Below are 21,996 nucleotides of genomic sequence, written 5' to 3' on the forward strand. Positions count from 1 at the left end.
AAAGCGCTATGACTAACAGAGGGAGATAGACTCATCGCACCGGCACGGCAGCGGCGAGTCGTTCGACCGGGTGCGACGGGGGTTGCCCACCGGGTCGATCCTCGAGTTGCGTCCGACAGGACGCGCCCGGTGCGACGACGCGGTCACCGGCGCTGTCGTCGATTTGCTCGAACAGGAGCCGGGCGATAGACTGACTCATGGAGTAGTGTTCGGCCTCGTAGCCGAAACTCCCGGCCATGCCGCAACAGCCCGAATCGAGCGCGTCGACGTCGTAGCCGGCTCGTCTGAGCACGCCCACGGCGTAGTGGTCCTTCCTGGTCGCCTTCTGGTGACAGTGGCCGTGATACGCAAGCGTCTCCGCGGGCGGGTCCCAGTCGACACCCTCGTCGAGGCCGAACCAGCTGAGATACTCACAGAGCCCGTAGGCGTTCGCGGCGACCGTCTCGGCCTCGGCGGTGGCCAGCAGGTCGAGGTAATCCGACTGGAACATTACGGCGTCGGACGGTTCGACGGCGACGACGTCCCACTCCTCCCCGACGAGAGGTGCGAGTGCTGCCGCGTTGTGTCGTGCGCGCTCGCGTGACTTGTCGAGAAACCCCTTCGAGTGGGCAGCGCGCCCGCTGGCCCGCAGGTTCGCTGGCACGCGAACGTGAACGCCCGCGGCTTCGAGCACGCTGACAGCTGCCCTCAGGACGGCCGGATCGCTGTAGTTGTTGTACGTATCGGGGAACAGTACGGCCTTCCGGGCCGCGTCGTCGGCCGGAACCGCTGGCCCGCGGTCGGCGTACCACTCGACGAAGGACTCCCGGTGGAACGTCGGCAGGTCGCGCTCGCGGGCGATACCGAAGAGCTTCTCCGAGACGACGTCGCTCCCGGGAAGCGAGGCCAGCCAGTTCGAAACCGGTGCGAGCGCGCTCCCGAGCTTGCTGAGTCGCTCGACGTCGGCGAACAGCCGGTCGCGCATGCCGGCCCCGTTCTCCTGGTGGTTCGCGTGCTGGAGTTCGGCCTTGAGCTTGGCCATGTCGACCTCGCTCGGGCAGTCGCGGGCACAGCCCTTGCAGCCGATACACAGGTCCATGATCTCGGTCGTGAACGCCTCGCTGGTCGGGTCCTGGGGGAGGTCGCCGCTCATCGCCTGCCTGAGCGCGTTGGCGCGACCGCGCGTCGCCGTCGACTCCTCCTCGCTCGCGCGGTAGGTCGGACACATCACCCCGCCGGTCGTCTCCTGGTGCCCGCGACAGCCCCCACAGCCGTGGCAGAGTTCGACCATCCCCTGGAACCCGTTGTCGTTGTCCCAGCGGAGTGCCGGGTCGAAGCCGGCGTCGAACTCGTAGTCGGGTTCGTACCGCAAATGCTCCGTCATGTCCACGTCGCCGCTGACCTGTCCGGGGTTCAGGAGCCAGTCCGGGTCGAAGGCGGTCTTGAGATCGCCGAAGAGCTCCCAGACGTAGTCGCCGTACAGCTTCCGGTTCCACTGCGTGCGGGCGCGACCGTCGCCGTGCTCGCCGGAGACGCTGCCGCCGTACTCGAGGACCAGGTCCGTCGCCGCCTCGGCGATGGCCTCCATCTGCTCGACGCCGTCGAGAGACTTCGTGTCGACGAGCGGGCGGATGTGGAGACACCCCGGCCCGGCGTGGGCGTAGAAGCTAGCGAACGTCCCGTTGTCTTCGAGGACGTCCCGGAAGTCGGCGACGTACTCGGCGAGGTTCTCCGGGGGCACCGCGGTATCCTCGATGAAGCTGACGTGCTTCTCGTCGGAGGTCCGGCCCAGCAAGATGGGGAGACCGCTCTTGCGGAGCTTCCAGAACCGGCTCCGTTCCGCGTCGCTGTGGGCCTCCCGGCCCGCGAAAGCGTGCAGCGGTTCCGCCGTCAGCTCTTCGGCACGTTCCTGCGGAATCGCCTCCGGTGAGACGTCGCCGACCCGATCGGTCAGCAAGTCGGCGACGTACTCTTTGCCTTCGCGGTCGGTCTCGGCGTAGAACTCGACGAGGAGGAGCGCCCCCGCCTGCTCGGGGACGATTTCGTTGACGAGTTCGCCGAACTCCTCGGTCGGGCGCGCCAGGTCCAGCAGGACGTCGTCGAGCACCTCGACCGCCGACGGGTCGTGTTCGAGGATCGGGGGGACGTCCCGCATCGCGTCGACGAGGTCCTCGTAGGCCAGGAGCGCGAGCGCCTTCGTCTCGGGGACGGGTTCCAGCGAGACGGTCGCCTCGGTGACGACGGCCAGCGTCCCCTCGCTGCCCGCGAGCAGGCGCGCCAGGTTGACGCTGCCGGAGTCGGCTTCCTCGACCAGGCGGTCGAGGTTGTAGCCCGAGACGTTGCGCTTCAGGTCGGGGAACGCCTCGGCGACAGCCTCGGCTTCCTCGTCGACGATACGAGCGACCGCGGCGTAGATTCGCGACTCCAGGTCGTCGGATTCGACGGCGTCGGCGGGCTTTCCGGAAACCTCGAACTCCCCGGAACCGCCGGCGGCCCGCTCCCGGAGTTCCTCCAGCGTCACCTCGCCGAAGGTGGTGACCGTGCCGTCGGCGAGGACGACCTCGCACTCCTCGACGTAGGCGTCCGTCTTCCCGTACTTCAGCGAGTGCGAGCCCGTGGAGTTGTTGCCGATAGCGCCCCCGAGGACGCTCTTGTCGCCCCAGGCGGGGTCCGGCGCGAACTTCAGGTCGTGCTCCGCGAGGCGCTCGTTCAGGTCTGCGAGGATGACCCCAGCCTCCGCGCGTGCAGTCCGGGCCTCAGGGTCGACCGACTGAATCGAGTCCATGTGCCGCGAGAAGTCGAGGACGACCGCCTCGTTGACGGCCTGCCCAGCGAGGCTCGTCCCCCCGCCGCGCGGGAGCACCGGCGTCCCGCGCTCGGCGCAGTAGGAGACGACCGCCGCGACGTCCGCCGTCGACCGCGGGAAGACGACGCCAATGGGCGTCACCTCGTAGGCGCTGGCGTCCGTCGCGTACAGTTCCCGAGTGAGGTCGTCGAACCGGACGTCCCCGTCGACCCGCTCCCGGAGGTCCCTGACGAAGCCGGGCCGTTCGACGTCGCCGGCCTGGTAGTCGTACCGGGCCCGGTCGTCGCTCTCTGGGCCGTCGGCCGGTCCCTCCGTACTCGTTCCCATTGGCCTCACTTCGGCGCGGGAGCGGATTAAAACTCCGGCGGTCGCGAACGGGTACTGCTGTACTCGACGGGCACCGGTCTCGAAGGCGGTCCGGAGAGCGTCTCAGGGAGCCAGCCGGTTCTTCCGGTTCTTCATGTTCTCCTCGTAGTATTTGAATGTGATCGGGCACCAGTCCTTCGCCAGATCGAGCAACTCCTCGGTCATCTGCCGGATCTCCCACTGGCTGTCCGCCGCAGCGCGCATGTCAGCGATATGCATCAACATTCTGACATTCATCGACATGACCATGTTGACCTTCGTTCCGATGGGGAGGACGAACCGGGCGTCCTCCGGCGGCATGCCGAGGTCGAGCAGTTCCTGATAGGACTCGACGGCGTCCGCGACGGTGTCACGGAAGATCTCGTCGCGCTCGGCGACAGTCTCCTCGTCGACCTGGCCGGTCTTCTGGTTGCGGCCGACCCAGTCGGGGTCGGTGGCCGACGGCGGGACGACGACCATCTCGCCTTCGCGCACGTCCGCCGGGTCGACGTCGTCGAAAGAGACGTAGCGCATGCTCTGGACGTCGAAGGAGACGTGCCGGTGGCGGGTGATCTGGGCCATGCAAGACCGGCTGATCCCCTCGACGGCGAAGGTGACCTGCGGGTGCTCGAAGGGGCCGTAGTGGCCGTGGCTCAGGAGGTGGCCGATGAGCGTCTCCTTTTTCTCCTCGAGGGAGTCGCCCTCGACGGTCTCCATGGTCTCCTCGAACGTCTGGTCGCCGACGAAGGGTTCGCTGTAGTCGTTTCGCGCGCCGGTGCAGATGAGTTCCTCGGGGTCCTCGGTCGCCTCGAGTAGCCGGACTTCCATATCTGGTGACCCACGCGGAGCGTGATAATTCTACTCAATAGGAGAGCGGACAGTCAGCGAGCGGAATAGATAGTCGACGAAGTGAGCCGGTGGTCGGTTACAGGTCCTGCCAGTCGCTCGGGTCGCTGGAGAGGCCGAGGACGCGGGCCTGGCGGGTGCCGTCGTCTTCCCGGACCTCGACGAGGCCGTCGAAGGCCTGCTTGATGACCTGGAGGGTCTGGTCGTCGTGGGCGCCGGAGTCGATGGTGAACACGCCGACGTAGCCCGCGGCGTCGAGGCGCGAGGAGAGGATGTGACAGAGCTTGAACACGGTCTTCTTGTCCGTGTAGGTCAGCATCGTCGAGAGCGAGAACAGGGCGAGTCTGCCCTGGTCGCGGCCGCTGTTGTGGAGGCCTTCCAGGGCCTTCGTGATGCCGATACCGATGCCGGTCAGGTCGCCGGGAGAAGAGACGTGGTGGGCGTAGATGCCCTCGGTGGCATCGCCGTCACCGCCGGAATCGCCCCGGCAGTCGACGACGCCGAGCTGGGAGTCCTCCAGATCTGGGACCGACTCGCGGAAGTCCGCCGCGATGTCGGCGGCGTCGTCGTTCGTCGTGACGACGACGGCACCTTCGCCATTGCGGGCGCCGTCCCTGAGCACCTCCAGGGCGAGTTCGTCCTTGCCAGTCATCGCGGGTCCGGCGACGAGGAGACTGGTGCCGGGCCGGACCGACGAGAGCGCGTCGAAGTCGAGTACACGTGAGAGATCGTACATTGTCTCTTTGGGCTCACTCCGCTTCGTCATTGCTCAACCCGCGGAGGGTAGCGATAAAGTCTGCGTCGTCTTCGATACCACCGAGACTATCCGAGAGGTTGTCCTGAAGTTCGGCAATCTCCTCCTTAAGTTCGTCGTATTCCTCGCTCTCGGCGAGTTCCGCGTTGCTCTTGGTCGCCTCGAGCGTCGCCCGCTTCTCGACCAGTGAGTAGTAGTCCTGCAGGAGCGCGTCGTACGCCGATCGGTCGAGGAGATTCTCCACTGTCTCGTGGAGTTCCTCGCTCCTGATAGGCTTCGAGAGGTACGCGTCGAACCCCATCTCCAGGATGTCGAAGTCGGGCTCGACCGCGGTGACCATCGAGACGCGACAGTCCAGGTCACGCTCGCGGATCTGTTCGAGGACTTCGTCACCCGAGAGTCCCGGCATCATTCGGTCCAACAACACGACGTCCACGTCGGCGTCGAGTTTCGACAGTCCCTCGTCGCCATCGTGTGCCATCTCGACCTCGTAATCCTCGCGTAGCCAGAGCCTGTAGGTCTCCGCCACGTCGGGTTCGTCCTCGACGATGAGCACCACGGGTCGGTCCGAGTCTGTCATTCTGTTCTCTATCGGCTGGTTTAATCAGCATCATACATAGCCCTGTGGGTAGTCCCGGCTGGCGCTCCGTCGGCCAGCGAACGACAATAGCCAATACCCTGGCACGACCAGGGTGTGACGATGATCGCAAACCTCGCGCTGGACCGCGACGTCTTCACGAGCAACGTCTTCCTCGTGACGGGCGAACGGACCGCGCTCGTCGACGTGGGCAACGAGTTCGACGTCGTCGAAGCAGTGCGGGACCGGGTCGACGACCTCGACGTCGTCGTCCTGACCCACACCCACTACGACCACGTCGGGAACCTCGAGTCCGTCCTCGACGCCTTCGACGTCGAGGTGGTGGCCTTCGACGGCGACGCGGACGGCGTCACCAGGACCCTCGGTGACGGTGGGACCGTCCAGATCGGTGACCACGAGTACGTCGCGCTCCACACGCCGGGGCACAAGAACGACCACCTCTGTCTGTACAGCGAGGCCGCCGGCGTGCTCTTCGCCGGTGACCTCGTCTTCGCCGGCGGTAGTTTCGGCCGCACGGACCTGGACGAGGGCGACCGACCCACCCTGATCGAGAGCATCGAGCGGGTGCTCGACGTCGTCGACGGGGCCGAACTCCGCGAGCTACACACCGGCCACGGTCCGAGCGTGGAGTCGAACCCGTACCAGACCATCCAGATGGCCCACCAGGCCGCGCAGTTCTAACCGGAGCGGTCGCACCGCTTCTTCCGACCGGCCTCAGTCGAACAGGCCGGTGGACATGTACCGCTCGCCGCTGTCCCAGAACACCGTCACGACGAGGGGGTCCTCGACACCGTCGTCGACCAGGCGCTCGGCCACGTCTCTGGCGGCCAGATTCGACGCGCCCGAGGACTGGCCGACCAGGATCCCTTCCTCCTCGGCCAGGCGACGGCACTCCGCTTCGGCGTCGTCGAGCGTCACCGTCGCCACGTCGTCGAGCAAGTCCACGTCGAGGTTGTCGCTGACGAATCCGGGGCCCATGCCCTGGAAACTATCCTCGCCGGTGCCGGGTTCCATCCCCGAGAGGACCGCGTTGTCGGCGGGTTCGACCGCGACGATCTCGACGTCGGGGAACTCCTCGCGGAGGCGCCGGCCGATACCCGTTATCGTGCCGCCGGTGCCGACGCCCGCCACGAACGCGTCGACGGTCCGGTCGCCGACCTGGTCGAGAATTTCCGGCCCGGTCGTCTCGTAGTGTGCCTGCGGGTTGGCCGGGTTCTCGAACTGGCGCAACTGGACGAACTCGCCCGTCGCTTCGAGTTCGTCCGCACGCTCACGCGCGTCGGAGATGTCGCCGTCGACCAGATCTATCTCGGCGCCGTAGGCCTTCATGATCTGGCGTCGCTCGGGGGACTTCGAGGACGGCATGATCAGGCGGACGTCGTACCCCTTTGCGGCGCCGACCATCGCCAGGCCGATGCCGGTGTTGCCGCTCGTCGGTTCGACGAGGGTGTCGTCCGGGTCGAGGCGGCCATCGGCCTCCGCCGCGTCGACCATGAACCGCGCCGGTCGGTCCTTCGCGGACCCGCCGGGGTTGAACGACTCCACCTTCGCCGCCACGGTCGCGCCCGCTGGCGAGTGGACCTCGACGAGGGGCGAACCGATAGTCTCGAGGATACTGGAGTTCACTGCGTCGGGATACGCCCTCACCCACTATACGCTGTCGGCCACCGGCAGCGTGTGCCGTGAGCGGTGACAGTCGCCCAGCATACGTCGCGAAACGACACCGATCCGGGCGGGAGCTTAATGTCGGAGGGTGCCAAAACGTGGGGCATGACCCTCGAAACCATGGAACCGAATCCCGTGTGGGTGGCCGACGCCTACTCGGACACCGTCGACACCCTCGCGGAACACTCGGACGAACTCGTCTACAAGGTCTGGGGCGGCGACTGGTGCAAGGACTGCCGATCACAGCTTCCGGACTTCGGTGCAGCCCTCGACGCCGCCGGCGTCCCAGACGAGAACGTCGAGCACTACGCCGTCGAGAAGGAAGACGACGGGAGCAAAGTCGGGCCAAAGGTGGAGGAGTACGACGTCGAGTACATCCCGACGGTCGTGGTCGAACACGGCGGAGAGGAGATCGCCCGGTTCGTCGAGGAAGAGCCCGTCGCCATCGCCATCTACCTCGCGAACGAGATCGAAGCGGCGCTTGCCTGAGGGGTCACCGGTACGGTCGTCGACCCTGCGTTGTCAAGTCTGTCCCCTTTCTCCCCGTAGCCCGTCTCTCCCGGTATGGCCCGTAACGACAATTACGACGACGATGCCACCGCTAGCGGGAGCCTCGAGGACGAATCAGTCGACGACCCGCGCCTTCGTGACGACGCCGGCACGGCGACCGGGGACGACGTCGCGCGCGCGACGGCGCAGTCCGACGACGAGATGGTGTACGCCGGCGGACGGGAGGCGGACGACGGCTGGCTCACCCGCGGGCTCGCGTGGGCGCTCCTGCTCACCGGACTCGCCCTCTTTCTCTTCCCGGAACCCGCGACGTCGATGCTCGGCATCGGTCTGATAGTCGCCGGTCTCGTCGTCTGGGTCGTCAGCGCCGCGTAATCCGTCCCCGCTACGCCTCGTCCGGCGACCACGACAGCGCCGCCGCCAGGTCGTGTTGCGGCGGCGAGCAGGCGAAGTTCCGGCAGGCGTACACGGTCGGCTCGCCGTCCCGCTGACTCCGGTCTGCCCAGATAGGCGGCGCCTCGTCCAGCCCCAGCGTCTCGAGCCACCCGTCGAGCCCGTCGGCCGTCGCGGGCCGCCAGGCCAGCAACCGGTCGGGGAGGTACGTCTCGGCGAGCGTCTCCCGCCACGATTCTGGCGCTTCGTCGGCCGCCAGGGTCAACTCCAGCGCGCCGCGAGAGTACTGGTCAGCCGCGAGGACGAGCGACGCGTGCTCCATCGGACTGGCCTCGATGCGGTTCGAGTGGGTCTCCAAGACGCGCTCGGCGACCGTCTCGAAGCGGTCGTCGGCGACGAAGTGGTCCGCCGAGAGCAGTAACTGGACCGCCACGCCCGCGCTCGACGGCGTGGACCGGTCGGTGAGCTCCTGGGGGCGCGCCACGAGCGACTCGCCGCTGGAGGGCGTGAAGTAGAGCGTCCCCGCGTCCTCGTCCCAGAACTCCCGCTCGATAGCGCGGGCCAGGTCGAGGGCGAATGCGAGGTGCTCGACGTCGCCCGTCGCCTGGAACAGGTCGAGCGCGCCGCGGCCGAGGAAGGCGTAGTCCTCCAGGTACCCCTGGATGCTGACGTCGTTGTCCTTGTACCGGCGGCTGAGCGACTGACTCTCCTCGTCCCAGAGCCGTTCGCGGACGAAAGCGAGCGCATTTGCCGCTGATTCGTCGTACTCGTCGTTCAGGACGATCGACCCCTCAGCGAACGCGGAGATCATCAGCCCGTTCCAGCCCGCGAGCACCTTCTCGTCCCGGGCTGGTCGGGGTCGCTCCTCGCGCGCGTCGAAAACCTGTTCCCGGGCGGTCTCCAGCGTCGATTCGACCTCACTCTCGTCCAGCCCGTACTCCTCGGCCAGGTCCTCGACGGACGCCGCGAGCGTCAGCACCGTCGACCCCTCGAAGTTGCCGCGTTCGGTGACGCCGAAGCGGTCGCAGAACAGGTCGGCGGCCATCTCGTCCGCCACCGCCTCGCGTACCTCCTCGGGAGTCCAGACGAAGAACGCGCCCTCCTCGTCCTCACCAGCTTCGTTTTCACTCTGGGCGTCCAGCGTACTGAAGAAGCCGCCATCGTCGTGGGTCAGTTCGCGCTCGACGAAGTCGAACGTTCGGCGGGGGACCTCGGCGTATCGCTCCTGGCCCGTCAATTGATAGCCGGCGAGGAACGCTCGCGGGATCTCGGCGTTGTCGTACAGCATCTTCTCGAAGTGGGGGACTACCCACTCGCGGTCGGTGCAGTAGCGGTGGAACCCGCCGCCGACGTGGTCGAACAGGCCCCCGCTGGCCATCGCGTCGAGCGTCTCCGTCGCGACCTCGCGATAGGACTCCTTTCCGATTCCGTTACGTTCGGACGCGCGCATGAGCGCGTGGAGTCGCCCTGGCTGTGGGAACTTGGGACCGCTGCCGCCCCCGCCCCAGCCACCGTACTCGCGATCGGCGCCCCGGACGGCGGTATCGGCGGCGAGTTCGAGCGCGCTTTCGTCGGGTGCGTCGCCGGGCTGGTCGGGCGTCGACGCCAGGTCGTTCTCGATGGCGGCGGTCCACTGCTCGGCACGCTCCACCATGTCCTCGCGCTGTTCGTCCCAGGAGTGCGCGATGCGTTCGAGCAGGTCGGGGAACGCCGGCATCCCGCGCTTCTCCTCGTTCGGGAAGTAGGTCCCGACGTAGAACGGCTTGCCCTCGGGCGTCAACCAGGCCGACAGCGGCCACCCGCCGTGGCCGGTCACCTGCTGGCAGATGCTCATGTACACCGAATCGAGGTCCGGGCGCTCCTCCCGGTCGACCTTGATCGGGACGAAGTGCTCGTTCAGCAGTTCGGCGACGTCCTCGTCGGCGAAGCTCTCGTCGGCCATGACGTGACACCAGTGACACGCCGAGTAGCCGATGGAGAGGAAGATGGGTTTCTCCTCCTCGCGGGCTTTCTCCAGGGCCGCATCGTCCCACGGCTGCCAGTTGACGGGGTTGTCCGCGTGCTGGCGCAGGTACGGGCTCTCCTCCTCGTCGAGTCTGTTCCGCGCCGTCGGTTCTGCGGCGTCGTCGGTCATACCACGACGTAGGCGAGCGACGCCTTTAGAAAGCCCGACTCGGGGACAGGAGAGCGCGAACGGCCCGGGTACGTCGTGGTTCGCACGTCACAGTCGCTGCGGAGAATTTATTTTCGGAAGCGTCGTTCTCGGATGTATGGCGGGCGCGGAGATATCAGAGCTGCTTATCAACGTGGTACTGCCCGCGTGTCTCGTCTCGTCCGTGCTGGGCGCCGTGACCGTCGTCTACCAGCGAACGATGCGGTTCGACGATCCGACTCCTCTTGCCGCAGCACTGCTCGCGCTTTGCGGGAAGTCGTCGCACGAGGACCGGTGGAAACTACGGCTGGCTGCCGAGTGGGGGGCGTTCTCTGCGACGACCAGCGTGGCTCTCGTTCTGATCGTGGTGACAGAGACCAATCTCTTCGACGGGATGATCCCATTGGTATTGATCGGTGGGCAGCTGTTGGCCGCAGTCGTCAGATTCCAATCTCGCACCACCGACCCCAGTACGTTCCCATGGCGCAGTCTAGCCGGTCAGACCGTCGTGTTGTACCTCTCCTGGCAATTTCTCTGGGCCGGGCTCTGGGCGGTGACCCTCCCTATCCACGGATCCGGCCTCGTTCACGCGGTACCGACACCGGGCCGACTCTCAATCCTACTCGTCCTTCCAGCGGGTGGCCTGTACCTCGTCACAGGATTCCTCGCCGTCGGAATGGTTGTGAACCGGTCCGCCGAATTACTACGTTTCCCGAACGAAGTGCTCGCGGCAACCGCATCGATAGCGGCGATAGCGGCATACGGTCTCCTGGGAACCGGCCTCGTCCCCTATCCCGCTTCCACCGCCGTCGACGACTGGTTTGCGATCGCTCTCGTCGTCGCGCTCCTCGCGATCGGACGGGTCGTCGTTTCCGGCGGTCATCAGTCGAAGGACGAATCGTCGGCGTCCGACCCCATTCGCCGCTGACGAACGATCACGATAGCGGGAACGGGTACTTCCCGAGACGTCGGCACCCCCTGTCTGCCGGTGCGTGGCGCGAAACTGCGGTGACCCGTGAGCCGAGTATCAGTTTCACTCTGTGGATAACATTTATCTAGCAGTTTACTAGATGTTCGCGACTTCACCTCCGAGATGTGGCGAATCGAGACCGTCGGGCATCTGACGTTCGTCGCATGTTACCAGAACAGTGAAGCGAGTTATCGCGGCGAAACTGTCGTCCAGCAGCCGTCGAGTCGCTGCCCGGTTCGTCACTCGATCCAGACGGTCTTCCGGTTGACGAACTCCTTCATTCCGATTTCGGAGAGTTCGCGGCCGTAGCCGGACTCTTTGACGCCGCCGAAGGGGACGCGTGGGTCGGACTTGGTGAGCTGGTTGACGTAGACGCAGCCGGCGTCGATTCGCCTCGCGATCCGTTCGCCGCGGTCGCGGTCCTCCGTCCAGACGCTCGCGCCCAGTCCGAACTCCGTCTCGTTCGCCTTCCTCACCGCGGCGTCGGCGTCCTCTACTTCGTACAGCGTCGCGACCGGGCCGAACAGCTCCTCGGTGTCCGCCGGACAGCCGGCCGGCACGTCGGTGAGGACCGTCGGTGGGTAGTACGCGCCGTCGCGGTCCATCGGCTCACCGCCAGTGACGACGTTCGCGCCGGCATCCACGCTCGCCTGGACCTGGTCGTCGAGGTCGTCCAGGAGGTCCTGGCGGGCCTGCGGACCGACGTCGGTGTCCTCGTCGAACGGGTCGCCGATGGTCAGCGACTCGAACTCGTCGACCAGCCGGTCGGTGTACTCGTCGTAAACGTCGGAGTGGACGATAAATCGCTTGGCAGCGATGCAGGACTGGCCGCCGTTCTGGTTCCGGGCCCAGGCGCCCGTCTCCGCGGCGGCTTCCAGGTCGGCGTCGTCGAGGACGACGAAGGGGTCACTGCCGCCGAGTTCGAGGACGGTCTTCTTCAGCTTGTCACCGGCGGCCGAGGCGACGGCGCGTCCCGCGGGGCCACTCCCCGTGAGCGTCGCGGCCCGGACCCGGTCGTCGGCGACGACGTCGTCGACGAGGTCGGAGGGCACCAGCAGCGACTGGAAGACGCCCTCGGGGTAGCCGGCGTCGCGGAGGATCTCCTCGATGGCCTCCGCACAGCCCGGGACGTTCGAGGCGTGTTTCAGGACCCCGACGTTGCCCGCGGTGATGTAGGGCGCGATGAAGCGAAAAACCTGCCAGAACGGGAAGTTCCACGGCATGACGGCGAGGACGATGCCCAGCGGTTCGTAGACTGTCTTCACCTCGGTGCCCGCCGGACTCGGGTAGTGTTCGTCTTCGAGGTAGGCGTGGGCGTTCTGGGCGTAGTGGTCACACGCCCAGGCGCACTTCTCGACCTCGGCGACGGCCTGGGTGACTGGTTTGCCCATCTCCTCGGTCATGAGTTCGGCGTACTCGCGCTTGTTCTCCCGGAGCACCTCCCCGGCAGACTCGATCAGTTCCTCCCGTTCGGCGAGGGGTCGGTCGCGCCAGTCTTGGAAGGCCCCCCAGCCGTCGTCGAGCGCCCGCTCGACGTCCGGCAGGTCCGCCTCCTCGTACGTGTCGATGCGTTCGCCGGTGGCCGGGTTGACAGCCTCCATACTGGTCTACGTGTCGGAGCCGGAGGACTTAGGTCTTCCCGTAAGTATACAGATTTCGTTTCTATCGTCCACAGAAACTTTTTGAAAGTGCGCGCCGTGGTACCACACACCGGTACCGGGACTATGTCACAGAAAATCTTCAGCGAGCGGGAGTACGATCGGCGCGTTGGCCGCGTGAAGGAGCGACTTCGTGAGGAGGGACTGGACGCCGTCGTCGTCGCGGACCCCGCCAACATGAACTACCTGACGGGGTACGACGGGTGGTCGTTCTACGTCCACCAGGCCGTCGTCGTCACCACCGAACGCGACGAACCGGTGTGGATCGGTCGGGAGATGGACGCCAACGGCGCGCGGGCGACGACGTCCCTGTCCGAGTCGAGCATCCGGTCCTACAGCGACGACCACGTCCACTCGCCCCACGACCTCCACCCGATGGACTACGTCGCCGGCGTCCTGGCGGAGTTCGACGTCGACGACGGCCGGGTCGGCCTCGAGATGGACGCCAGCTACTTCACCGCGAAGTCGTACACGCGGCTCACGTCGAACCTCCCGGAGGCCGACTTCGTCGACGCGACGCTGCTGGTCAACTGGGTCCGCGTGAAGAAGTCCGAACGGGAACTCGAGTACATGCGCCAGGCCGCCCGGATCTCAGAGAACGCCATGCGAGCGGGCCTCGACGCCGTCGAGGCGGGCGTCCCCGAGTACGAGGTGGCCGCCGAGATCTACGACGCGCTGATCCGGGGAACGGACGAGTACGGCGGCGACTACCCGGCGATCGTCCCGCTGATGCCCGCCGGCGAGCACACCGACACGCCCCACCTGACCTGGACCGACCGCGCGTTCGAGGACGGGGACCCGGTGATCATCGAACTCTCCGGCTGTCGCCACCGGTACCACTCGCCGCTCGCCCGGACGACGTTCGTCGGCGATCCGCCCGAGGAGATGCGACGGACCGCGGAAATCGTCGTCGAAGGGATCGACGCCGCGCTCGACGCCGCCGAACCGGGCGTCACCTGCGAGGCCGTCGAACAGGCCTGGCGCGAGACCATCGCCGCCCACGACATCGTGAAAGAGGACCGCATCGGCTACTCGATGGGGCTGGGCTACCCGCCGGACTGGGGCGAACACACCGCGAGCCTCCGCCCCGGCGACGAGACGGTGCTCGAAGAGGACATGACGTTCCACCTGATCCCGGGCATCTGGACGGGCGACGTCGGCGTCGAGATAAGCGAGACGTTCCACGTCACCGGCGACGGCGCCGAGACGCTGGCCGACTTCCCCCGGCGGCTCTTCTCGGCCTGACTGGCCGGAACTATGGCGTTTTCCAGCCACGGCCTCGATCCCGTGGCAACAGACTCAGTCCGTCGCCGGGTCGAGGACCACGTTTTCGAGGTCCCCTTCCCCGTCGAGCGCCGCGACGTTTTCGGCGACGATGTCCGCCAGTCGGTCCCAGTGTTTCGGCGTGTGCCCGCCCGTGTGGGGCGTGATGAGGCAGTTCTCCAGGTCCCACAGAGGATGGTCGTTCGGCAGCGGCTCCGGGTCGGTGACGTCGAGGGCGGCGCCCCTGATCGAGTTCGACTGCAGGGCCGTCACGAGCGCGTCGGTGTCGACAATGGCGCCGCGGGCGGCGTTGACGAGGACGGCGTTCGGGGGCAACGTCGCGAACTCCGATTCGCCGACGAGCCCCCTGGTGAGGTCGTTCAGCGGGCACGCGAGCACGACGTAGTCGCTGCGGGCGAACGCCGCGTGGATATCGTCCTCGTCGAAGCCCAGCACCTCGTCGGTCGGGCCGCCCTTCTCGGGGGTGTACCGGATACCGATAGTGTCCACGTCGAAGCCGTCGAGCCGGGTGGCTATCTCCTGGCCGATGGATCCCAGTCCGACGACGGTGACGGTCGATCCGGTGAACTCGTGGGACTGGAAGTGACGCCACTCATTGTTTTGCTTGCGTCGCCACCCCTCGTGGAGGTTACGGGCGAACACGAGCATATTCCCGATGGACTGTTCGGCGATACCGGGCGCGTGGATACCCCCCGCGTTCGTGACCGTGACGCCGTGGTCGGCGAGGGCGTCCCTGGGCAGGTGGTCCGTCCCGGCGAACGTGCAGGCGAACAGTTCGAGGCGCTCGGCGGCGTCGAGGAGGTCTGCATCGATCGTTATCCCGGTCACGACTCTCGCCTGGGCCACGAGTTCGCGTTCCTCGCGAGGCGTCCGGGCGTGTGCGGTCGTGAGGTCCGGAAGCCGCTCCCGGAGGGTCTCGGCGTACGATTCCATCGACAGGCCTTCCGTCCCCTCGCGGAGGACGACGACGTCCGGTGGAGTCATGTGCGCGTCGACGGACAATCGGCCGCCATCGACTTATCCTTTAGCGTACTCGACGTAAACGTAAACTGTGTATTTATTGCGATGGGGCGTGATAGCTACCCCCATGAGCGAACCGATCCGGGACCGCCTCGTCTCGCTGCGTCGGAGCTTCCACCGGTATCCGGAGCCGGGGTGGCGAGAGTTCCACACGACCGCCAGGCTGGTCGAGGAGATCCGGGCAATCGGCGTCGACGAACTGGCGGTCGGCCCCGACGCGTACGACCCGGCCGACCGAATGGCCGTTCTCGACGACGAGGTCATCGAACCGTGGTTCGACCGCGCGCGTGAACGCGGCACGGACGCAGACCTCCTCGACCAGATGGCCGGCGGCAACACTGGCGCGGTGGCCGTCGTCGACCGCGGTGACGGGCCGTCTATCGGCCTCCGGGTGGACATCGACGGGCTGTTCGTCGAGGAGTCGACCGACGAGAGCCACGTCCCTGCCGACGAGGGGTTCCGGTCGGAGGGGGACGGCACGATGCACGCCTGCGGGCACGACGCGCACATGACGTGGGGGCTCGCCGTCCTCGACGCAATCGCGTCTAGCGACTTCGCCGGACGACTGGTGGTGTTCTTCCAGCCCGCCGAGGAACTCGGCGGCGGCGCCCACGCGATGGCCGAGAGCGAGTACGTCGCCGGCCTGGACTACCTGCTGGCGGCCCACGTGGGGCTGGACCACCCGACAGGGGAAGTCGTCGCCGGCATCGAGAAACCGCTGGCGATGGCCCACGTCGACGTAACCATCGAGGGTACCTCCGCACACGCCGGGAAAGCGCCCAACGAGGGCGACAACGCGATGCACGCGATGGGGACGGCCATCGAGAACGCCTACGGCATCCCCCGACACGGCGACGGGATGACGCGCGTCAACGTCGGCCGCGCCGAGGCGGGGACGGCGAGCAACGTCGTCGCCGAACGGGCCCTCATGGAGGCCGAGGTCCGCGGGGAGACGACCGAACTGATGGAGTACGTGAAGACGAGACTCGAACGGGTGAGCCGGAGCGCCGCCAGGATGCACGGCTGTGAGGCGGAGTTCGACGTGATCAGCGAGTGCCCCCGGGCCGACAGCGACCCGGAGCTCGTGGACGTCGTCGCGGCCGTCGCTGGAGGCGTGCCGGGCGTCGACCGCGTCGTCCCGACCGCGGAGTTCGGTGCGAGCGAGGACGCGACCTTCCTCATGGAGTGCGTCCAGGAGGACGGCGGACTCGCCTCGTACCTGATCGTCGGGACCGACCACCCGACGAGCCACCACACGCCGACGTTCGACGTCGACGAACGAAGCCTCGAACACGGTGTCGACGTGCTCGTCGAGTCGATTCGGGAACTCGAGCGCCGTCACCCGCTGCCACGGGGAGGCGAGGACCAGTGAGCGACCGACCAGAAAGCGACCGACCAGAAAGCGACCAATCACCGGGCGAGCGACCTGTGACCGTCGCCGACGTCGAGGAAGCCCAGGAGCGTCTCGCCGGGGTCGTCCACCGGACGCCGCTGGACACGTCCCGGACGTTCGCCGAGCTATCCGGGGCGGCCTCGGTCGGACTCAAACTGGAGAACGTCCAGCGGACGGGGTCGTTCAAGATTCGCGGAGCATACAACGCGATGAGCCAGCTGTCCCGGGAACGGCGGGAACGCGGCGTCGTCACGGCCAGCGCGGGCAACCACGCCCAGGGCGTCGCCCTCGCTGGAGACCTGCTGGACGTCGACGTGACCGTCGTCGTCCCCGAGATAACCCCGGCCGCGAAAATCGCGGCCACCCGCGAATACGGCGCCGACGTCGTCGTCGAGGGCGACATCTACGAACGATCCTACGAGTACGCCCGCGAGCACGCCGCCGAGACCGGCGAGACGTTCGTCCACCCGTTCGACGACGAGGCCGTCATCGCCGGGCAGGGGACCGTCGGCCTGGAGTTGCTGGACCAGTTCCCCGGCCTCGACACTGTCTTCGTCGCTATCGGCGGCGGCGGGCTGATATCCGGTGTCGGGACAGCGGTGAAGGCCCACGACCCGGCCATCCGCGTGGTCGGGGTCCAGCCCGAGGGCGCGTTCCACGCGAAGCCCTCGCTCGACGCCGGCGAGATACACGAACTCGACGACGTCGACACGGTCGCCGACGGGATAGCCGACACGCGGCTGCTCGAAACGACCTTCTCTGTCGCTCGCGAGGTGGTCGACGACGTGGTGAGCGTCACCGACCTGGAGATAGCCACGGCCGTCACGCTGCTGGCCGAGCGCGCGAAGACCGTCGCCGAGAGCGCCGGCGCCGCGCCGCTCGCGGGCCTCCTGTCGGCGGAGGCCGACGTCGCCGGCGACGACGTCGGGGTCGTGGTCTCGGGCGGCAACGTCGACCTCACCGAGCACGCGGCGCTGACCCGGATCGGCCTGCACGAACTCGGCCGGTACGCAGACGCCAGGCTCGCACTCGACGGGTGGCCCGCGACCCTCGCCGACGTCGTCGGAGTTATCGAGTCCCAGGGGGCCGAACTAGACCACGTGAACCGGGCCCGTCCCAGCGGGGACGACCAACCGAACCGGACGCCGGTCGCGATCGGCGTGGAGGGCAGCGGCGCCGACCACCTCCGGGGCGTGCTGGCGGAACTCGCCAGTCTGGACGGGGCGTCCGTCGTCGAACACTCGCTCGAATAATCGCCCGAGAAGTCCCTCGAAAGAACGAGTCGGACCCTCGACCGGCTCCGAAAGCGGCCCTAGACGCCTCTCGCGACCGCACCCGCGGCCTCGATGGCGTCGACGAAGATGCCGACGCCGAGTTCTATCTCCCGAGTCGTTGAGTCCAACGGCGGGAGGAGTCGGATCGTCTGCTTTCCGCAACCGAGGGTCAGGAGGCCGCGCTGCAGCGACTCGCGGACGACGGCGTCCCGTCGGTCGGGAGTGTCGAACGTCACCGCCAGCATCAGGCCCTTCCCGCGGACGTCCTCGACGTGGCCCGGCGCGTCGTCTCTGAGCAGTTCCTTCGCCTGCCGACCGCGGACCGTGGCGTTGTCGAGCAGGTCGTGTTCGTCGATGGCCGCGAGCGTGAACGCGCCCATCATCGACCCGAGCAGGTCGCCGCCGCCGAACGTCGACCCGAGGCGGTTCTTCTCGGCGGGGAAGATATCGGAGCGAGAAATGGTCGCGCCGACGCGCAGTCCCTTCGCGCTCGCGATCACGTCCGGTTCGATCGGGTAGTGGTCCGAGGCCCAGATCTCGCCGGTCCGGCCCACGCCGGACTGTATCTCGTCGACGATCAGCGGGATGTCGTACTCCCCGGTCACGTCGGCTATCTCCTGCATGAACGCCTCGCTGGGGAAGCGATAGCCCCCAACGCCCTGGATCGGTTCGAGGGCGACGAAGGCGATTTCCGCGGGGTCGATGTATCCGCCCTCCGGTGACAGAGACGTTCGGAGCTGGGACCCCGTGCCGGTGAAGAAGCCGCAGTCGCAGCTCCCGGCGTCACAGGACCGGTCGTCACAGAACGGCACGGTCTCGACCCCGCTGATCTCGGGGTAGTGGCGCGTGTACACCTCCTTGGACTTCGTCAGCGAGAGCGTGCCGAGCGTCCGGCCGTGGAAGCTGCCGGCGAACACGACGCCGTACTTGGCGGGCGCGCGGTGGTCGTGGGTTATCTTCATCGCGTTCTCCATGGCCTCGGCCCCGGAGTTCGAGAGGAACACGGTGTCCATCCCGTAGTGGGTCGAAACGTCCACGAGCTTCTCCATCAGGTGGCTGGAGCCGGGAAATTCGGCAGTCGCCGGGTCCGGACCGAAGCCGAAGTAGAGGTCCTGGCCCGCGATCTTCATCGGCTCGACCAGGTCGAACTCGCGGACCTTCGAGAGGACCTTCTCGTTGTGGTACCCGAGCGGGGCCGCGCCGATGTGGCAGGTAAAATCGAGCAGGACGTTTCCGTCGACGTCGGTGACGAAGGGGCCGTCCGCCTCGCCCGTCACGTCCCACACGAACTCGTGAGAGTACTCGCTTGGCGCCGAGTGCGCCTGGTGGAACGTCACCCACTTCCGGGCGTTCGGACCGGGAAACGCGCCGACGTCGGGTTCCGCCGTGTCCCTATCCATGAACAGAAATTGTGTACACCGTACATTAAATCTTGGTATTGGTTGGCGCGACGTACCGCGAAACGGGGGAGGAGCGACCTAGTCGTCGTCGGCCTCCATGGGACCGCCGGGTCCTGGTCCGGACGGTGATTCGGACTCGGTTTCCCGGCCCGGACCGTACAGCACTGTCTCGTCCTGGAGGAGCACCTTGCCGGACGTCTCTCCGAAGTCCCGTATCAGCGAGAGCATCGCGAGGAAGCAGACGAAGGCGAAGGGCGTCCCAGTGATGATGGCCGCCTGCTGGAGCGTGTTCGCGCTCCCGGTCCCGCCGAGGATCATGAGGATGGCGGCGGTCATCCCGAGCACGACGCCCCAGAAGATCCGGTTGAACGTCGACGGACGGGCCTTTCCGCCGGTCGTCATCATCGAAACCGCCAGCGTCGACGAGTCCGCGGACGTGACGAAGAACGTCGTCACCAGGACCATGAAGGCCAGCATGAACACCGAGCCCAGGGGGAAGGTCTCGAACAGGATGAAGCCGGAGACCTCCGCACCCATGTCGCCAGCCATCACCGCACCGAAGTCGGCGATGCCGTTGTGCTGGGACCAGACGGCGGTCCCGCCGACGATGGTGAACCACGGGATGGTGGCCGCGGACGTCGCGACGATCCCGGTGAACGCGACCTCTCGGACGGTCCGTCCCTTCGAGATCCGGGCGATGAACAGGCCCGCGAACGGGGACCACGAGAGGGCCCACGCCCAGTAGAATACCGTCCAGGCGTTCATCCAGCCGGTCGCGTCGGGGTTCCCCGAACCGAAGAGGCCGGCACCGGTGTAGAGGCTCATCGAGACGAAGTCGGTCATCATGCCACCGATCGCCTGGGTCCCGAGCAGGATCAGGAACAGCGTCGGGCCGACGACGAACGTCGCCACCATGAGGACGACGAACAGGATCATGTTGAAGTTCGATAGCCGGCGGATCCCCTTGTCGACCCCGAGGACCATCGTGGTCGTGAACAACAGCGTCATCACCGTCACCACGAGGAGGATACCGAGGTTCCCCATCTCGATACCCCACTGGTAGTCGAGCCCGGTGATGAACTGGCTCCCGATGAAGCCCAGCGACGTCGCGACGCCACCGATGGTCGCGAAGACGGCGAGGATGTCGATGACCTTCGCGGCCGGGCCGTCGAGGTTGTCGGCCCCCAGTATCGGCGTCAGCGCCGAAGACACCCTGAGGGGGACGTTCTCGTAATTGTAGGCGAAGTAGCCGATGGCGATACCCATGATCGTGAACACGGCGAGCTGTGGGAGCGCCCAGTGGAACAGCGTCTGCTGGATGGCGACGGTCATTGCCTCGGCTGAACCGCCCTCGACGCCACCGAACAGCGGTGGGACGCTGTCGTAGTAGAACAGCGCCTCCGTCGGTCCCCAGAAGACGACACCGGCGGCGAACCCCGCCGAGTACAGCATCGCGAAGAAGGACAGGAAGCTGTACTCCGGCGACTCGTCCCCCAGCTTGATCGACCCCCACGGGCCCACGATCAGGAACAGGAGGAACACGACGATGACGAACACGATGGACAGCAGCGCCCAGTTGAACATCCCGAGCATCTGGTCGTTCAGTGCCGAGATGCCGTTCTCCACGGCGGTCGGGCTAACGAAGAACGCGGCGATGACACCGAGCGTGATAACCGCGCCGAACAGGAACACCGCCGGATCGATCTCGTCGAGGAACTTGCCGAACATCCCCTCCTCGGCGTCACTCATCGCGTTGCACCTCCGTCGACCGACCACTGCGTACTGGTCGTGCGTGACACCACCGACCCGTTGCCATGGCGAGTAATGGCATACCAATGCCATTGATGGCGTAAACAATAAGCGTTTCCCAGACTGGCCAGATAACTGCGGATTGCGGTGCTCGTAATTCCCTGTCCCGGCTCACCTCTCTGTTCATCGGCAGTTCCACGACACCGTTAGGGAGCCACTAACACGTGAGAAACGCAGTTTTCGCTGGAACAGATCGTTCGTCCCCGTCGTTCGATCGACCAGACTGCACGTTTACTTCGATTCGGCAGCGATGGCCCTCGTAAACAGTAACCGAAAGTCGAATCGGACGGTCGCGCAGGCGCCGACCCCTACCGACGAAACCGGAGACCCAGACGGTAGTCACCGACTACCGGGCGTTGCACCGGGCAGCTTAGCCCGTCAGCTCTTCTAGCTTCCGTTCACGGGCCTCGTCGCTCTCGGAGACCAGTTCGGCGAACTCGTCGACGTGGTCTCTGATCTCCTCGCGGGTGTCCTCCGGCGAGAATCCGTCGGACATCGTCAACAGCCGCACGAAGGCACGCAGTTCCTCGTCCGTGAGCTGGGCGAACTCCTCGTTTTCGAGTTTCTCGACGACGTCGTCGACGTCTATCTGGCCCACCGGCTCGACGTCGAACTCCACGTCGACCATGCGGTAGTTCGACCCCGCGAGGCGCTGTTCGGCCTTACCGACGCCCTCGGACAGCATGTCCTTGAACGGCGTGTGATACCCCATCGTACCGAGGTGGAGGAACGCGAGCACGTCCGTGATACCCCGGGTGTACGCGTCGCGGTCCTCGTCGTCGGGGTCGAACACGGTCTCCCGGTCGCGTTCCTCCATGTACTCGAAGAGGATACTGAAATCGAGGATCGCGTTGCGAACCCGGCGCCGGATCCGGTTGCGCTTTTGCTTCTTCGAGTGGTCGGTGTAGTCCGTCTTCCGGCCGATGAGGAAGTCGCGGTCGGAGGGCGTGAGGATGCCGCGCGGGCGGTCCGAGTCCGCTGCCGTCTGCAGCGACTCCGGCACGTCGTCCTGGCTCATAGCGAACGTACGGCGAGCGCGAGAAATAACGCTTCTGCCTCGGCAACGAGGGCCGGAACTGGACGGCCACGACGCCGGGACGGACTCCGGCGCGAACGGGACGCGAAAGGGACGCGAACTGA

Annotated in this window: 18 protein-coding genes; 7 read left to right on the forward strand and 11 right to left on the reverse strand. The window is 66.6% G+C overall.

What is annotated here, in order from left to right; all coding sequences use genetic code 11:
• Positions 1 to 31 precede the first annotated feature (31 nt).
• The 4 genes from BM337_RS15885 to BM337_RS15900 all read right to left on the reverse strand — a co-directional run bounded on the left by BM337_RS15885 (position 32) and on the right by BM337_RS15900 (position 5,310).
• On the reverse strand, positions 32 to 3,112 hold the full coding sequence (locus tag BM337_RS15885) for an FAD-binding and (Fe-S)-binding domain-containing protein (RefSeq protein ID WP_089817691.1): 3,081 nt from the start codon (positions 3,110 to 3,112) through the stop codon (positions 32 to 34).
• Positions 3,113 to 3,214: 102 nt separating this feature from the next.
• A complete protein-coding gene (gene thyX / locus BM337_RS15890; protein ID WP_089817693.1) occupies positions 3,215 to 3,958 on the reverse strand; it encodes an FAD-dependent thymidylate synthase in 744 nt (247 codons plus the stop codon).
• A 97-nt stretch (positions 3,959 to 4,055) separates the two neighbouring features.
• On the reverse strand, positions 4,056 to 4,742 hold the full coding sequence (locus tag BM337_RS15895) for an RAD55 family ATPase (RefSeq protein ID WP_449271696.1): 687 nt from the start codon (positions 4,740 to 4,742) through the stop codon (positions 4,056 to 4,058).
• Positions 4,726 to 5,310 carry a response regulator transcription factor gene (locus BM337_RS15900; protein ID WP_089817697.1) on the reverse strand — a complete coding sequence of 195 codons (585 nt, stop codon included), beginning with the start codon at positions 5,308 to 5,310 and terminating at the stop codon, positions 4,726 to 4,728. Before BM337_RS15900 ends, BM337_RS15895 begins: the two co-directional genes overlap by 17 nt.
• Before the next feature lie 120 nt (positions 5,311 to 5,430).
• Here BM337_RS15900 and BM337_RS15905 point away from each other — a divergent pair, with 120 nt between their 5' ends.
• The gene (locus BM337_RS15905; protein WP_089818177.1) at positions 5,431 to 6,009 is read left to right on the forward strand and encodes an MBL fold metallo-hydrolase; all 579 of its coding nucleotides are present in this window, start codon (positions 5,431 to 5,433) and stop codon (positions 6,007 to 6,009) included.
• Between the two features lie 33 nt (positions 6,010 to 6,042).
• Here the strand turns inward: BM337_RS15905 and BM337_RS15910 are convergent, their stop codons facing one another.
• Positions 6,043 to 6,954, reverse strand: a complete 912-nt coding sequence (locus BM337_RS15910; RefSeq protein WP_089817699.1) for a PLP-dependent cysteine synthase family protein — start codon at positions 6,952 to 6,954, stop codon at positions 6,043 to 6,045.
• Positions 6,955 to 7,098: 144 nt separating this feature from the next.
• Between BM337_RS15910 and BM337_RS15915 the strand changes: the two genes are divergently transcribed.
• Together BM337_RS15915 and BM337_RS15920 are read left to right on the forward strand one after the other, a co-directional pair.
• On the forward strand, positions 7,099 to 7,482 hold the full coding sequence (locus tag BM337_RS15915) for a thioredoxin family protein (RefSeq protein WP_089817701.1): 384 nt from the start codon (positions 7,099 to 7,101) through the stop codon (positions 7,480 to 7,482).
• Between the two features lie 75 nt (positions 7,483 to 7,557).
• Positions 7,558 to 7,878, forward strand: a complete 321-nt coding sequence (locus BM337_RS15920; RefSeq protein ID WP_089817705.1) for a hypothetical protein — start codon at positions 7,558 to 7,560, stop codon at positions 7,876 to 7,878.
• A gap of 10 nt (positions 7,879 to 7,888) precedes the next feature.
• On the opposite strand, the gene BM337_RS15925 is transcribed toward BM337_RS15920, so the two are convergent.
• Positions 7,889 to 10,030 (reverse strand): thioredoxin domain-containing protein, encoded by a 2,142-nt coding sequence (locus BM337_RS15925; protein WP_089817707.1) that lies wholly within the window; start codon positions 10,028 to 10,030, stop codon positions 7,889 to 7,891.
• Between the two features lie 136 nt (positions 10,031 to 10,166).
• Between BM337_RS15925 and BM337_RS15930 the strand changes: the two genes are divergently transcribed.
• Entirely contained in the window at positions 10,167 to 10,976 is an 810-nt protein-coding gene (locus BM337_RS15930) for a hypothetical protein (RefSeq protein WP_089817709.1), read from the forward strand.
• A 281-nt stretch (positions 10,977 to 11,257) separates the two neighbouring features.
• Here the strand turns inward: BM337_RS15930 and BM337_RS15935 are convergent, their stop codons facing one another.
• Complete coding sequence (locus tag BM337_RS15935; RefSeq protein WP_089817711.1) at positions 11,258 to 12,619, reverse strand: NAD-dependent succinate-semialdehyde dehydrogenase; 1,362 nt, start codon at positions 12,617 to 12,619, stop codon at positions 11,258 to 11,260.
• Between the two features lie 123 nt (positions 12,620 to 12,742).
• On the opposite strand from BM337_RS15935, the gene BM337_RS15940 reads away from it, so the two are divergent.
• On the forward strand, positions 12,743 to 13,921 hold the full coding sequence (locus BM337_RS15940; protein WP_089818179.1) for a M24 family metallopeptidase: 1,179 nt from the start codon (positions 12,743 to 12,745) through the stop codon (positions 13,919 to 13,921).
• Between the two features lie 54 nt (positions 13,922 to 13,975).
• Here BM337_RS15940 and BM337_RS15945 read toward each other — a convergent pair whose 3' ends face one another.
• On the reverse strand, positions 13,976 to 14,944 hold the full coding sequence (locus BM337_RS15945) for a D-2-hydroxyacid dehydrogenase (RefSeq protein WP_089817714.1): 969 nt from the start codon (positions 14,942 to 14,944) through the stop codon (positions 13,976 to 13,978).
• A gap of 103 nt (positions 14,945 to 15,047) precedes the next feature.
• Here BM337_RS15945 and BM337_RS15950 point away from each other — a divergent pair, with 103 nt between their 5' ends.
• Together BM337_RS15950 and ilvA are read left to right on the forward strand one after the other, a co-directional pair.
• Complete coding sequence (locus tag BM337_RS15950; RefSeq protein ID WP_089817715.1) at positions 15,048 to 16,352, forward strand: amidohydrolase; 1,305 nt, start codon at positions 15,048 to 15,050, stop codon at positions 16,350 to 16,352.
• Entirely contained in the window at positions 16,349 to 17,626 is a 1,278-nt protein-coding gene (ilvA, locus tag BM337_RS15955) for a threonine ammonia-lyase (RefSeq protein WP_089817717.1), read from the forward strand. The genes BM337_RS15950 and ilvA overlap by 4 nt, the downstream gene beginning before the upstream one ends.
• A gap of 59 nt (positions 17,627 to 17,685) precedes the next feature.
• Here ilvA and BM337_RS15960 read toward each other — a convergent pair whose 3' ends face one another.
• The 3 genes from BM337_RS15960 to BM337_RS15970 form a co-directional block, all read right to left on the reverse strand.
• Positions 17,686 to 19,047: an aminotransferase class III-fold pyridoxal phosphate-dependent enzyme gene (locus BM337_RS15960; RefSeq protein WP_089817719.1), complete on the reverse strand. Its 1,362-nt coding sequence runs from the start codon at positions 19,045 to 19,047 to the stop codon at positions 17,686 to 17,688.
• 78 nt (positions 19,048 to 19,125) lie between these two features.
• Complete coding sequence (locus BM337_RS15965) at positions 19,126 to 20,796, reverse strand: BCCT family transporter (RefSeq protein ID WP_177227567.1); 1,671 nt, start codon at positions 20,794 to 20,796, stop codon at positions 19,126 to 19,128.
• Between the two features lie 430 nt (positions 20,797 to 21,226).
• Positions 21,227 to 21,874, reverse strand: coding sequence for a DUF8102 family protein (locus tag BM337_RS15970; protein WP_089817721.1), 648 nt, complete (start codon positions 21,872 to 21,874; stop codon positions 21,227 to 21,229).
• Positions 21,875 to 21,996: the final 122 nt, after the last annotated feature.

The sequence above is a fragment of the Halomicrobium zhouii genome (assembly GCF_900114435.1).
Lineage (GTDB): Archaea > Halobacteriota > Halobacteria > Halobacteriales > Haloarculaceae > Halomicrobium > Halomicrobium zhouii.

What these genes read in the sequence shown, in the direction of transcription:
- BM337_RS15915 (WP_089817701.1), top strand. Translation starts at nt 7,099, where the DNA reads ATGACCCTCGAAACCATGGAACCGAATCCCGTGTGGGTGGCCGACGCC.
- BM337_RS15970 (WP_089817721.1), bottom strand. Translation starts at nt 21,874, where the DNA reads ATGAGCCAGGACGACGTGCCGGAGTCGCTGCAGACGGCAGCGGACTCG.
- BM337_RS15935 (WP_089817711.1), bottom strand. Translation starts at nt 12,619, where the DNA reads ATGGAGGCTGTCAACCCGGCCACCGGCGAACGCATCGACACGTACGAG.
- BM337_RS15895 (WP_449271696.1), bottom strand. Translation starts at nt 4,742, where the DNA reads ATGACGAAGCGGAGTGAGCCCAAAGAGACAATGTACGATCTCTCACGT.
- BM337_RS15950 (WP_089817715.1), top strand. Translation starts at nt 15,048, where the DNA reads ATGAGCGAACCGATCCGGGACCGCCTCGTCTCGCTGCGTCGGAGCTTC.
- thyX (WP_089817693.1), bottom strand. Translation starts at nt 3,958, where the DNA reads ATGGAAGTCCGGCTACTCGAGGCGACCGAGGACCCCGAGGAACTCATC.
- BM337_RS15900 (WP_089817697.1), bottom strand. Translation starts at nt 5,310, where the DNA reads ATGACAGACTCGGACCGACCCGTGGTGCTCATCGTCGAGGACGAACCC.
- BM337_RS15940 (WP_089818179.1), top strand. Translation starts at nt 12,743, where the DNA reads ATGTCACAGAAAATCTTCAGCGAGCGGGAGTACGATCGGCGCGTTGGC.
- BM337_RS15925 (WP_089817707.1), bottom strand. Translation starts at nt 10,030, where the DNA reads ATGACCGACGACGCCGCAGAACCGACGGCGCGGAACAGACTCGACGAG.
- BM337_RS15965 (WP_177227567.1), bottom strand. Translation starts at nt 20,796, where the DNA reads ATGAGTGACGCCGAGGAGGGGATGTTCGGCAAGTTCCTCGACGAGATC.
- BM337_RS15920 (WP_089817705.1), top strand. Translation starts at nt 7,558, where the DNA reads ATGGCCCGTAACGACAATTACGACGACGATGCCACCGCTAGCGGGAGC.
- BM337_RS15930 (WP_089817709.1), top strand. Translation starts at nt 10,167, where the DNA reads ATGGCGGGCGCGGAGATATCAGAGCTGCTTATCAACGTGGTACTGCCC.
- BM337_RS15885 (WP_089817691.1), bottom strand. Translation starts at nt 3,112, where the DNA reads ATGGGAACGAGTACGGAGGGACCGGCCGACGGCCCAGAGAGCGACGAC.
- BM337_RS15960 (WP_089817719.1), bottom strand. Translation starts at nt 19,047, where the DNA reads ATGGATAGGGACACGGCGGAACCCGACGTCGGCGCGTTTCCCGGTCCG.
- BM337_RS15905 (WP_089818177.1), top strand. Translation starts at nt 5,431, where the DNA reads ATGATCGCAAACCTCGCGCTGGACCGCGACGTCTTCACGAGCAACGTC.
- BM337_RS15945 (WP_089817714.1), bottom strand. Translation starts at nt 14,944, where the DNA reads ATGACTCCACCGGACGTCGTCGTCCTCCGCGAGGGGACGGAAGGCCTG.